Below are 11,172 nucleotides of genomic sequence, written 5' to 3'. Positions count from 1 at the left end.
GGGTGGCCGGGGGGGGGAACGCCCTTAAGGTCGGTCCGGTCCCGGGCGGATCCGGCCGCGCCCCTCCCCCGTACCCCTGCCGCCCGGGACCCGCGCCGCGTCCGCCGCCGAGGTGCCGTGGGTCCAGCCCGCCTCGTCCGTCACCCCGCGCACGCGGGTCGCGACCGTCTCGGGGAACATCCGGTCCGTACGGTCCTCGACCGCCACGTCCCGCGCGGCGAGGACCGGGAGGAGAGCGGAGCCCCCGGTGCCACCGGACTCGTCGCGCGCGTCCGCCGTGACCTGGTCGGTCGCCGCGGCCAGGCGTTCGCCGAGGCGGTACGCGTACGCCATCAGGAAGGACTGGCGGAAGGTCTTCGTCCGCTTGCGCCCCGCCGCCCGCTGTTCCGCCTCCGCGCGGGTCATCGCCGCCGTCCCCTGCACCAGCAGCGAGGTGTGGAGCAGTTCGACCACCGCCAGGTCGGCCTCGAAGCCGACCACGGTGGAGAAGCCGTACGCGCTGTTCCACACCGCACGGCAGCGGTTGGCGGTGGCGACGGCGTCGAGCAGGATCGCCTTCGCCGTCTCGTACGGCGCGTCCACCCCGATCCGGCAGGCGCCGGGCACATCGCCCCGCATCGTCCGGTCGGCGAGCAGCGCGTCGTCGATGCTGTGCCGGGCCATCAGCTCCTGGGCCTTGGCGGTGAGCGCCTCGGCCTCCGGCGGGTAGCCGGTCGCCTCGGCCTTCGCGAGCAGCGCGCGGATCCGGGTGAGCATGCGGGGCTCGCCCTCGGCGGGCGGCAGGTGGAGGGGCGTGCCAGGAACGGGACCGACCGGTTCGACGGCGGGCAGGCGGATGAGCAGCCGGTACAGCTCCAGTACGGCGGTGGCGTGGGAGAAGCGGTCGGTCCGGGGCGGCGCCGGGGCCTGCGCCTGTGCCTTGGCCGGCCCGGCGGTGAGGTCGGCGAGCTGGTCGGACCAGCGCGGCGGGAGCCGCTCGTACCGGCGCGTCTCCGCCGCGATCAGCTCGGTGACGAGCCGTACGTGCGGCTCATCGAGATCGCGGCGGACCAGCCGTACGACGTCGGCGGGCTGCCAGCCGCGCTCCCAGGCCAGCCGTACGAACCCCTCACCGCGCCGGCGCAGCTCGGCGTCGGCGGAGGGGTCGGCGGCGAGGAGGGAGGCACCGGTGTCGACGCCTTCGCTGCCGTCGCTCCCCCGGCCGCCGGTGGCCAGGAGGGCGGCGAGGGCCAGCTCGACGGTCCGTGTGCCGGCCTCGTTCATGCCACTGCCCTCTCCGTACCTACTCGGAGGATCAATGATCCCAGACCGGGTGTGCGGCTGGCGTGGGTGCCTCCGTATACGTCATACATATCGGTGTACGTATCGGCGTACGCATCCGACGAGGGGACCTCCGTGGGCGAGAACAAGCGGCGCATGCTGGCTGGGGAGTGGTACATCGCGGACGACGAGGAGCTGGGCGCGGAGACCGAGCGCCGCTTCGCGCTCTGCGCGGCGTACAACGCGAACGGAGGCGCCGCGCGTGCCGATCGCGCGGGAATCCTGGCGGACCTGCTCGGTTCGGTGGGTGAGCGGGTGAACATCCGGCCGCCGTTCCACTGCGACTACGGCACGTACATCAGCATCGGCGCCCGTACGTTCGTCAACTTCAACGCGGTGTTCCTGGACGCGGCCCCGATCACCGTCGGGGCCGACGTCCAGATCGGCCCGAACGTCCAACTGCTCACGCCGCTCCACGAGCTGGACACGGAACGGCGGCGGGCGGGCTGGGAGAGGGCGGCGCCGATCACCATCGGGGACAACGTGTGGCTGGGGGGCGGGGTGATCGTCTGCCCGGGGGTGACGATCGGCGAGAACACGGTGGTGGGGGCGGGGGCCGTGGTGACGAAGGACCTGCCGGCGGGGGTGCTGGCGGTGGGGAATCCGGCGAGGGTGATCAGGACGCTGGCGGAGTAGGGGGCGGGTGCACGCCGTCCCCCCGCCCCCACCCCGATCTGCGGCCCTACGGCCCTGCTCCCCTACGGCACGATCACCAGCTTGCCCGTCGGGTGGCCCTCCTCGCTCCTCGCCTGCGCCTCCGCCGCGCCGGACAGCGGAAACGTCTCGGCGATCCGGAGGCGCAGACCGCCCTCGACCGCCAGCCCGGCGTTCCGTACGAGCGAGTTCCGCTTCCACTCGTCGTCGGGCGCGCCGGACGTCATCGTCACCCCGTACTCGGCGGCCTCCCCGTCCGCGATGGTGACGATGCGGTCGGTCGTACCGCCGAGCAGTTCGATCGAGTCGGGCAGCGCTCCCTTGCCGGCCGCGTCGAACACGGCGTCCACGCCCTGGGGCGCGACCTTCCTGACCCGCTCGACCAGACCGTCGCCGTACGCCACGGGCACGGCGCCCAGGGAGCGCACGTAGTCGTGGTTCGAGGGGGCCGCCGTACCGATGACGTTGACGCCGCGCGCCACCGCGAGCTGTACGGCCACCGCGCCGACACCGCCGGACGCCCCGTGCAGGAGCAGGGTCTCGCCGTCGGCCAGGGCCAGCAGGTCCAGCACCCGGAGCGCGGTCTCCCCGGCGATGGGGATCGCCGCGGCCTCCTCCCAGCCGAGCCCGGCGGGCTTCGGCGCGATGACGTCGGCGAGGGCGTACTCGGCGTACGAACCGGTGGCGCTCCAGCCCAGCACCTCGTCGCCGACGGCGAACTCGGTCACTCCCTCGCCGGTCTCGTCGACGACACCGGCGAATTCGAGGCCGGGGACGTACGGCAGCGGGGTGGGGAAGAAATCTTTCAGCCATCCGTGGCGGATCTTGTAGTCCATCGGGTTGACGCCGGCGGCCTTCACGGCGACGCGGACCTGGCCGGGGCCCGCGTGTGGTTCGCCGATGTCCTTGAGGTGCAGGACCTCGGGGCCGCCGAACTCCTCGAACTGGATCGCCTTCATGCGTGTCTCCGTGGGGTGGGGTGGGGGGTCGTGTTGTCTACGGAATCGATCCTCCCGCTTCCCGGGCCCGGCTGGCAGTCGGACTCTCGTGTCAGTCCGTCGTGTCAGACCCTGCTGTCAGACCCTCCTGCGAGACTCGATTCCATGACCGGACGATGGGCTGTCGCACCGACGGACGGCGGCGGCGCGCTGCTCGCTCCGCTGGGCGCCGACGGCCTGCCCGCCGGCCCCGTGCTGCGGGAGCCCGAGCTGGTCACGGCGGTCAGGGAGCGGCTGCCGGAGGTCGGGCGGTGGGTGTGGCGGTCGACGGCGGAGACGTATCCGCGCCTGCTGGCGGCGGGGGTACGGGTGGAGCGGTGTTACGACATCGAGGCGGCGGAGCAGCTCCTCCTCGGCCATGAGGGGCGGCTCGGGGAGCCCCGGTCCGCGGCGGCGGCCTGGGCGCGGCTGCGCAACGGGCCCGTACCGCCCGATCCGCCGCCGCGCTCGGCGGCGCCGGGCTCGCAGTCGTCGCTGTTCGAGCCGCACGCGGGCGCGGACGTCCCCTTCGAGGGCTTGTTGGAGGTCTACGCGCGGCAGCAGGAGCGCCACGCGGCGGCCGAGCATCCCGGACGGATGCGGCTGCTCACGGCGTCGGAGTCGGCGGGCATGCTGGTGGCCGCCGAGATGCACCGCGCGGGGCTGCCGTGGCGGGCGGACGTGCACCGGGAGGTGCTGCACGAGCTGCTGGGCGAGCGGTACGCGGGCGGGGGTGAGCCGCGCCGGCTGGCGGAGCTGGCGGACGAGGTGTCGGCGGCGTTCGGGCGGCGGGTGCGGCCGGATCTGCCCGCCGACGTGGTGAAGGCGTTCGCGGGGGCCGGCATCAGGGTGAGGTCGACGCGGCGCTGGGAGCTGGCGGAGATCGACCACCCGGCGGTGGAGCCGCTGATCCGGTACAAGAAGCTGTACCGGATCTGGACGGCGCACGGCTGGGGATGGCTCCAGGACTGGGTGCGGGACGGGCGGTTCCGGCCGGAGTACCTGCCGGGCGGTACGGTCTCGGGCCGCTGGACGACCAACGGCGGCGGGGCGCTCCAGATCCCCAAGGTGATACGGCGTGCCGTCGTCGCCGACGCGGGGTGGCGGCTGGTGGTGGCGGACGCCGACCAGATGGAGCCCCGGGTGCTGGCGGCGATCTCCCGCGACCCGGGGCTGATGGAGGTGGCCGGGCAAGGCGGCGATCTGTACACGGCGCTGTCCGACCGGGCGTTCGCGGGCGATCGCGACCACGCGAAGATCGCGCTGCTGGGCGCGATCTACGGCCAGACGTCGGGTGACGGGTTGAAGAACCTGGCGGCGCTGCGGCGCAGGTTCCCGCTGGCCGTGGCGTATGTGGACGACGCGGCGAGGGCGGGCGAGGAGGGCAGGCTCGTACGGACGTGGCTGGGGCGCACCAGCCCGCGCGCGGCCGGGGCGGAGGACGACGGCGAGGCGGGGATCCCGCAGGACGCGGCGGAGGCGGCCACCGTGGACGGTGAGTTCACGCCGGGGTACGCGTCGACGAACGGCCGGGCGCGGGGGCGCTTCACGCGGAACTTCGTCGTGCAGGGCAGCGCGGCCGACTGGGCGCTGCTGATGCTGGCGGCGCTGCGGCGGGCGACGGCGGAAATGCGGGCGGAGCTGGTGTTCTTCCAGCACGACGAGGTGATCGTGCACTGCCCGGAGGAGGAGGCCGCGGAGGTGACGGAGGCGATCCGGGCGGCGGGGGAGCTGGCCGGCCGGGTCGCCTTCGGCGAGACGCCGGTGCGGTTTCCGTTCACGACGGCGACGGTGGAGCGGTACTTCGACGCGAAGTGAGCGGGGGCGGGCCGGGCGGGCGGCCTCCGGGCCGCGGCGATCCGCCGAGCCCCCCGGCCCGGCGGATCGCGACGCTGGTCCTTCAGTGTGTCCGCGGTGCCACACCTGCGGACAACGGATACGCCCTAGCGGCGCGTCACCCACTTCTCGCTGGTGGCGAGCCTGGTGAGCTGGGCGATCGAGAGCGCGGGGGCCTTGCGGGTCGCGTCCGCGCGGAACTCTCCGGCGTTGAGCGCGGAGACCACCACGCGGAGCCCGTCGGGGCGCATGGTGTCGGCGGTCCACATGACCGCGTCCTTGCCGCCCTTCTCGCTGGGCTGCTTGGTCGTCTTGAGGAGCGTGCCGTCCGGCAGGGTCGTCGCGCCCTCGCCGTACAGCTCGTCCGCGACGTCGAGCATGTCGGGCTGCACGTTGATCTGGACGAAGCTGGCTCCCTTGCCGTCGTCCACGACGGCGTACGCGTAGTCGTCGGCCTGGCCGCCCTGTTCCAGCACCTTCGCCTTCTTCGGGAGCAGGGACAGGAAGATCTCACGGACCGACCCGGACGCGGTGGCGGCGGATCCGCCCGTGCCCTTGCCGCCCGCCGCCTCCGAGGACTTGGAGGGGGTGGACGGCCGACCGGTTTCCTTCCCGGGCGGGGCCGTGGGCAGCGCGCGCAGTGGCCCGCTCCATTCCGCGGAGGTCACCAGGCCCCGCAACTGCTTTGCGTCGAGCGGCGGTTCGGGCCGGGAGACCTGGGCGCCCTTCTGGGCCGGCGCGTTGTACTCGGTGGCGTCGACCAGGAACCTGCCGTTCCGCCACGTCGCCTGCCACCGCTTGACGCCGTCCTTGAGGTCCGGGCCCTCGAACCCCTGGAAGATCCGGAGCGACGAACCGTCGGGGAGCTCGGTGCCGGAGCAGGACTCGTACGGTACGAACACCTGGTCCGGGCACTGCGTCTGCGGGATCGCGGGCTTGCCGCCCACGTGCGTGAGGACGACGGAGATCGCGGCCGGTCCCTTGCCGTCGTCGAAGACCCCGGACACGACGGCGCTGGGCATGGTCCCGGCCGCTCGGGCGCTCACCTCGCTCAGCTTTCCGTCGGGGAGCAGACCGGTCAGGATCCTGGCCAGCTCCGCGCCGGAGACCCCTGCCTCGGAGGCGGTCAGGGCCGGCACGGCGAGGGACGTGTCGCCGGTCCCCGTACCCCCCAGCAGCCCGCCCCCGTACGCGCCGCCGACGCCGACGACGGCCAGCGCGAGCACACCGCCGGTCACGGCGGCCGAACGGCGCCGGGCCACTGTGCGACGGCCGCGCGCCAGTCCGCCGTCGACCAGGGTGGACCGGTCGGCGGGCTCGAAGGCGTCGCCCGTGGCACGCAGCGCGTGACCGATCCTGTCTTCGAAAGGCTCTTCAAAGGGCATGGTTGATCCCACTCCTTACTCATGGTTCACGGGACAGGACAGCGCTGAACGGGAGTTCCGCCGGGATCAGTGATCGGCGAACTCCGCATACACGCCGCCCAGTTGGTCACGCAGCTTCGCCAACGCGCGTACGGATCTGGTCCGTACGGCGGCCGAGCTGCAATTCATCGCGAGCGCCGTCTCCTCGACGCTGCGGTCCTCCCAGTAGCGCAGCACCACCACCGCCCGGTCCTTCGGGGGCAGTTGGCCGAGCGCGGAGAGGAGCGCCACGTAGCGCGGGGTCGTCGCCCGCGTGGGGGGCCGTCTCGGGGATCTCCCCGACGGGCTGTTCGGTGGCCGAGCGCCGCCGCCGGTGGGTGAGGAACGTACGGACCAGGACGGTCTGCGCGTACCCCGCCGGGTTGTCGATCCGGGCGACGCGCCCCCACAGCGCGTACATCCGGCCGAGTGTCTCCTGCACCAGATCCTCGGCGAGATGGGTGTCGCCGCTGGTCAGCAGGCACGCGGAGCGGAAGAGATGGTTCGTACGGCCGACGGCGAAGTGTTTGAAATCGTCCGCGCGGGCCGTGCGCACGGCCTCGCGGCTCCAACGCCCCCTCACTCCCATGAGGCCCATGGTTTCCCCGTTCACCTGGACTGCCCCGGCTTCCCGCCCTTACCTCTCTCTGACGCGACGGCGGGGCCGGAATGTTTCAAAGGGATCCGGGGACCGGGGTCGGGCGGCATCCGGCCGACTCGATTAGGGTGAATAGAGGCACAAAAGGGACGGGTGGTGACAGGTGGTGGGTGGATGACGGTCCCCTGGAGCGGCGCCGGCCTGCCTCCGGCCGCCGAGCTGCGCATCACCGAGGCCCAACGAAGCGGAACGTGGTCGTCCGCTCTCTCCACGAGCGCCTTCGCGGCGATCCGCTCGGTGGGCTTCGAGCCGGTGGGCCAGGCGATGGGATCGACGGTCTACCAGCTGGGACGCTCCAGCCGGAACTGGGGCTACTACGACTGCCTCTACCTCGGCGCGGGCTACACGATGTCGACCGCGCCAGGACAGGTGGCCCTGTCCGGGGACGGCGCGCCGGCGGCCGGACTCGTTCATGTGTTCGATGAGGCGCGCCGTACCGCTCTCGGCAGGCTGGCGGCGGAGTGCACGGCGCTCGGCGGCGACGGCGTCGTCGCGGCGGAATTCACCATGGCCCCCTTCCCGTCCCAGCCGAACTGCCTGGAGTTCAAGGTCATCGGTACGGCGGTCCGGGCCAGGGGCGACGTCCGCGCGCCCCGCCCCTTCACCTGCCACCTGGACGGCCAGGGCTTCGCCAAGCTCGTCGCGGCCGGCTGGGTGCCGGTGGAACTGCTCGTCGGCATGTCGATCGGCGTCCGCCACGACGACTTCGGCACCCGCTCGCAGGCGTTCTCCTGGAGCAACACCGAGGTCGGCGCGTGGAGCGCGCTGGTCGGGGAGGTACGGGCCGACGCCCGGCACCAGCTGGAGCTGCAAGGGACCCACGCCGGCGGCGACGGCGTCATCCTCGCCAGCGGTGACCTGCGGATCTGGCGGGAGTCCTGCGTACGGGCGTCCCGCTACGGCACCGAGGCGGAGGACCACGTGGCCGAGTCGACGATGGTGGCCACGACCATCGCCCGCTTCCAGGCGCGGGCGGAGCGCCCGCCGACGCTCGCCGTGATGCCGCTGGACCGGCGGGGCGAGCGGCTGCGCCGACGGCTCGCGGAGACGGAGGGCAGTCCGTACGCGGATCCGGCCGAGCGGCGCCGGCTCGCCGAGGAGCTGGAGGAGCTGGGCGACCAGGGATGACGGCGGAGACAGCGACGGACGGCCGGTGCCACGGCACGGCGCGAGCAGCCCGGAGGAAGAGGTGGAGACGTGAGCGGTGACTACGCGGACGAGGGTACGAACGAGGGGGGCGCCATGGAGGGGGCGCCGAACTCCGACGCCGGACCCAACGAGCAGGGCGTCCCGGCCGACGCCATGCGCAGGCTGGCGGCCCTGGAGCCGGGGAAGGCCGGTTCGATCTTCACCAGCGACCTCTCGGTGAACGAGTTCCTGCTCGTACGGGAGGTGGGCTTCCGCCCCATCGGTCTGGTCCTCGGCAGCTCGATCTACCACGTGGGCATCCAGCTCGGCCGCTGGAACAAGAACCAGGAGCTGGAGACCCTCAGCCAAGCGATGTACCACGCACGCGAGTTGGCCATGACCCGGATGGAGGCGGAGGCCGCGCAACTGGGCGCGGACGGCATCGTCGGGGTCCGGCTGAGCGTCGAGGCACGGGAGTTCGGCAACGACATCGCCGAGTTCATCGCCATCGGCACGGCGGTGAAGTCCGACCATCCGGCGCCGGGCGGCACGGCCTGGCGCAACAACAAGGGCCAGCCCTTCACCTCGGACCTCTCCGGCCAGGACTTCTGGACCCTGATCCGGGCGGGCTACGCGCCGCTCGGCATGGTGATGGGCACCTGCGTCTACCACATCGCGCATCAGCGGATGGGGTCCACGTTCTCCAACTTCGGCAAGAACGTGGAGATCGAGAAGTTCACCCAGGCCCTCTACGACGCCCGCGAACTGGCCATGGCCCGGATGCAGGCGGAGGCGGAGGAGCTGGACGCGGAGGGCGTGGTCGGCGTCCAGCTCAACGCGCACAACCACCGCTGGGGCGGGCACACCACGGAGTTCTTCTCGATCGGTACGGCGGTACGGCCGCTGCGCTCCGACCACGAGATCCAACGTCCGACGATGGTGCTGAGCCTGGACGGGTGACACCGTGACGGAGAGCGAGCCCCACGAGAGCGAGCCGGCGGCGAACGAGCCGCGAGAGAACCAGCCGGGAGAAAGCCGGCCGGAGGACAACCTGCCCGCCGAGAACGCCCCTCACCTCCCCGCCCCCGCCCCCACCGAGTCGGTCGACACGCTGGCGGCGGCGCTGCGCAGGGACGCGGCGGACCTGGAGATCTACGGCCAGGTCCTGAGCGGCTCCCTGGCGGCGGCCCTCCCGCCCGGCTCCATCACCCTGGACCGCAGGCGCACGCTGTCGGACCGCCTCGCCGGCCGCGAGGGCCGGGTCGAACGGGTGGAGATCGCCCTGGAGGACGCACGCCTCATCCTCACCCTGACCCACGGCCACCCGGTGGCGGAGGTCGCCAAGGTGGTCCGCGGCGTGGTCCTGTCCCGCACCCCGGTGGCCTTTGACGAGTGGACCCGCCGCCTGGCCGCGGCCATGGCCGCCCGCTCCCGCTCCGACGCCGAGGCCCGCGCGGCCCTGGAGAAACTGATCCTGGAGGGCTGACCGCGCTCGGGCTCGGGCGCCGGAGCAGTGCAACGTACAGGCGGTGAATCCTCCCTGACGGTACGTCAGGCCCCGATCAGGACCTCCGCGGCTGCCACCCCCGAGGCCGCCGTCGCGCCGTGGGTGAAGATCTGGACCGCGCCGGGGGCGGTGGAGCCGGGGAGGCCCATCTCCACCACGATCGCGTCGGGGCGCGCGGCGGTGAGGTCCGCGAGGGCGCGTCCGATCCACTTGTTCCGGGAGGCGTCCCGTACGACCACCACGATCGGACGGCCCGACGCGGGGGCCAGCGCGTGCTTCTCCAGGACCGTGGAGTCGGCCTCCAACTGCTGGTGGTGCACGCGTACGAAGGTGGTTCCGGGCAGCCGCTCGCGCAGTGGTACGGCGACGCCCCACGGCGTCTCCTTGCCGATGGCCAGGTTGTTGGAGGGCACCAGCTCCACCACGTGGGGAGCGGCGGTGAGCGGGAGAACACCCTGGGTCGGGCCGCTCGTACGGATCGCGCGCCGGGCGGCGATGAAGCCGATGTCGCCGCTGACGGGGTCGACCGGGACCCCCTGGCCCAACCGCGTGGACCATTCGGCGAATTCGGCGACCCGGCGGGACGCCTCCGCCAGGCGGTCCTCGGCCAGGTCGCCGGCGGACACCGCGCGGACGAGGGCGTCGGCGAGGAGGCCGACGGTGGACTCCTCGGCGTTCTCCCCGCCGACGCAGATGGCGTCGGCGCCGGCCGCGACGGCCATGACCGTGGCGCCCTCGATCCCGTAACGGTTCGTCACGGCGCCCATCTCGATGGCGTCGGTGACGATCAGTCCGTCGAATCCGAGTTCCTTGCGGAGCAGGTCGTTGAGGACGCGGCTGCTGAGGGTGGCCGGCAGGTCGGGGTCGTACGCCGGTACGAGGAGGTGGGCGCTCATGACCGCCCGTACCCCGGCCTCCAGGGCGGCCCGGAACGGGGGCAGCGCCTGCGCGGCGATCTCGTCCAGGTCCGCGTCGTACGTGGGCAGGCCGTGGTGGGAGTCGACGGCGACGTCCCCGTGGCCCGGGAAGTGCTTGGCGCAGGCGGCGACTCCGCCCGCCTGGAGTCCCTGGATCCACGCGGCGGCGTGCCGGGAGACCAGTCCGGCGTCGACGCCGAAGGACCTCACGCCGATGATCGGGTTGTCGGGGTTGGAGTTGACGTCCACGCTGGGCGCGTAGTTGAGGCTCACGCCGGCCGCGTGCAGCTGGCGGCCCAGGTCGCGCGCGACGGACTCGGTCAGCTCGGGGTCGTCGACGGCGCCGAGGGCGAAGTTGCCGGGACGGGTGGAGCCGGTCGAGGACTCGATGCGGGTGACGTCCCCCGCCTCCTCGTCGATCGCGATGATCAACGAGGGGTTCTCGGCGCGGAGTTGGGCCGTCAGGTTGGCGACCTGTTCGGGCGACACGATGTTCCGGGCGAAGAGCACGACGGAGGCCAGGCCGTCACGGATGTCGCGCAGGACCCAGTCCGGCGCTTCGGTACCCACGAAGCCCGGCTGGAGGACGGAGAGCGCGAGTCGCCGCAGCTCTTTGCTGTGCTTGCTGGAGGACATCGGCTGGGCCTTCCGGTAGTGCCGGACGACCCGGCCCCTTGGTACAGACCAACGGATATTCGCCTAGCTCAATCGGCAGTGTCAAGACACCCCCTCGGCGCCGGTCACCGAACTCACGCCGCCCGTACGCCCGTTC

General features: G+C 72.8%; 9 protein-coding genes and 1 pseudogene. 5 read left to right on the top strand and 5 right to left on the bottom strand.

The genetic code is table 11. The features are described from left to right. Nucleotides 1-24: 24 nt before the first annotated feature. Nucleotides 25-1,263 (bottom strand): DUF2786 domain-containing protein, encoded by a 1,239-nt coding sequence (locus tag GT042_RS10650; RefSeq protein ID WP_161308463.1) that lies wholly within the window; start codon nucleotides 1,261-1,263, stop codon nucleotides 25-27. Nucleotides 1,264-1,395: 132 nt separating this feature from the next. Here GT042_RS10650 and GT042_RS10645 point away from each other — a divergent pair, with 132 nt between their 5' ends. Then, on the top strand, nucleotides 1,396-1,956 hold the full coding sequence (locus tag GT042_RS10645) for a sugar O-acetyltransferase (protein ID WP_161308462.1): 561 nt from the start codon (nucleotides 1,396-1,398) through the stop codon (nucleotides 1,954-1,956). Nucleotides 1,957-2,018: 62 nt separating this feature from the next. Here GT042_RS10645 and GT042_RS10640 read toward each other — a convergent pair whose 3' ends face one another. Continuing rightward, nucleotides 2,019-2,933 (bottom strand): NADP-dependent oxidoreductase, encoded by a 915-nt coding sequence (locus GT042_RS10640; RefSeq protein WP_161308461.1) that lies wholly within the window; start codon nucleotides 2,931-2,933, stop codon nucleotides 2,019-2,021. A gap of 144 nt (nucleotides 2,934-3,077) precedes the next feature. Here GT042_RS10640 and GT042_RS10635 point away from each other — a divergent pair, with 144 nt between their 5' ends. Beyond that, nucleotides 3,078-4,769, top strand: a complete 1,692-nt coding sequence (locus GT042_RS10635) for a bifunctional 3'-5' exonuclease/DNA polymerase (protein WP_161308460.1) — start codon at nucleotides 3,078-3,080, stop codon at nucleotides 4,767-4,769. Nucleotides 4,770-4,894: 125 nt separating this feature from the next. Here the strand turns inward: GT042_RS10635 and GT042_RS10630 are convergent, their stop codons facing one another. Together GT042_RS10630 and GT042_RS10625 are read right to left on the bottom strand one after the other, a co-directional pair. Beyond that, complete coding sequence (locus GT042_RS10630) at nucleotides 4,895-6,172, bottom strand: hypothetical protein (RefSeq protein ID WP_161308459.1); 1,278 nt, start codon at nucleotides 6,170-6,172, stop codon at nucleotides 4,895-4,897. Between the two features lie 66 nt (nucleotides 6,173-6,238). Further along, nucleotides 6,239-6,746: pseudogene (locus tag GT042_RS10625) on the bottom strand (SigE family RNA polymerase sigma factor). Nucleotides 6,747-6,962: 216 nt separating this feature from the next. Here GT042_RS10625 and GT042_RS10620 point away from each other — a divergent pair. From GT042_RS10620 to GT042_RS10610, 3 genes are all read left to right on the top strand, one after another. Beyond that, entirely contained in the window at nucleotides 6,963-7,976 is a 1,014-nt protein-coding gene (locus GT042_RS10620) for a heavy metal-binding domain-containing protein (protein WP_161308458.1), read from the top strand. A gap of 69 nt (nucleotides 7,977-8,045) precedes the next feature. Next, the gene (locus tag GT042_RS10615) at nucleotides 8,046-8,936 is read left to right on the top strand and encodes a heavy metal-binding domain-containing protein (protein ID WP_345943733.1); all 891 of its coding nucleotides are present in this window, start codon (nucleotides 8,046-8,048) and stop codon (nucleotides 8,934-8,936) included. A 4-nt stretch (nucleotides 8,937-8,940) separates the two neighbouring features. Then, nucleotides 8,941-9,462, top strand: a complete 522-nt coding sequence (locus tag GT042_RS10610) for a hypothetical protein (RefSeq protein WP_345943732.1) — start codon at nucleotides 8,941-8,943, stop codon at nucleotides 9,460-9,462. A gap of 65 nt (nucleotides 9,463-9,527) precedes the next feature. On the opposite strand, the gene GT042_RS10605 is transcribed toward GT042_RS10610, so the two are convergent. After that, the gene (locus GT042_RS10605) at nucleotides 9,528-11,036 is read right to left on the bottom strand and encodes a glycoside hydrolase family 3 protein (RefSeq protein ID WP_161308457.1); all 1,509 of its coding nucleotides are present in this window, start codon (nucleotides 11,034-11,036) and stop codon (nucleotides 9,528-9,530) included. Nucleotides 11,037-11,172: the final 136 nt, after the last annotated feature.

Origin of the sequence: Streptomyces sp. SID3212, from assembly GCF_009865405.1 — a bacterium.
Taxonomy (GTDB): Bacteria; Actinomycetota; Actinomycetes; order Streptomycetales; family Streptomycetaceae; genus Streptomyces.
The sequence above is the reverse complement of the archived record's forward strand: the minus strand, read 5'-3'. Positions and strand labels throughout refer to the sequence as shown.

Excerpts from the sequence above, each read along its gene's own strand:
- GT042_RS10640 (WP_161308461.1), bottom strand. The coding sequence starts at position 2,933 with ATGAAGGCGATCCAGTTCGAGGAGTTCGGCGGCCCCGAGGTCCTGCAC.
- GT042_RS10620 (WP_161308458.1), top strand. The coding sequence starts at position 6,963 with ATGACGGTCCCCTGGAGCGGCGCCGGCCTGCCTCCGGCCGCCGAGCTG.
- GT042_RS10635 (WP_161308460.1), top strand. The coding sequence starts at position 3,078 with ATGACCGGACGATGGGCTGTCGCACCGACGGACGGCGGCGGCGCGCTG.
- GT042_RS10650 (WP_161308463.1), bottom strand. The coding sequence starts at position 1,263 with ATGAACGAGGCCGGCACACGGACCGTCGAGCTGGCCCTCGCCGCCCTC.
- GT042_RS10605 (WP_161308457.1), bottom strand. The coding sequence starts at position 11,036 with ATGTCCTCCAGCAAGCACAGCAAAGAGCTGCGGCGACTCGCGCTCTCC.
- GT042_RS10630 (WP_161308459.1), bottom strand. The coding sequence starts at position 6,172 with ATGCCCTTTGAAGAGCCTTTCGAAGACAGGATCGGTCACGCGCTGCGT.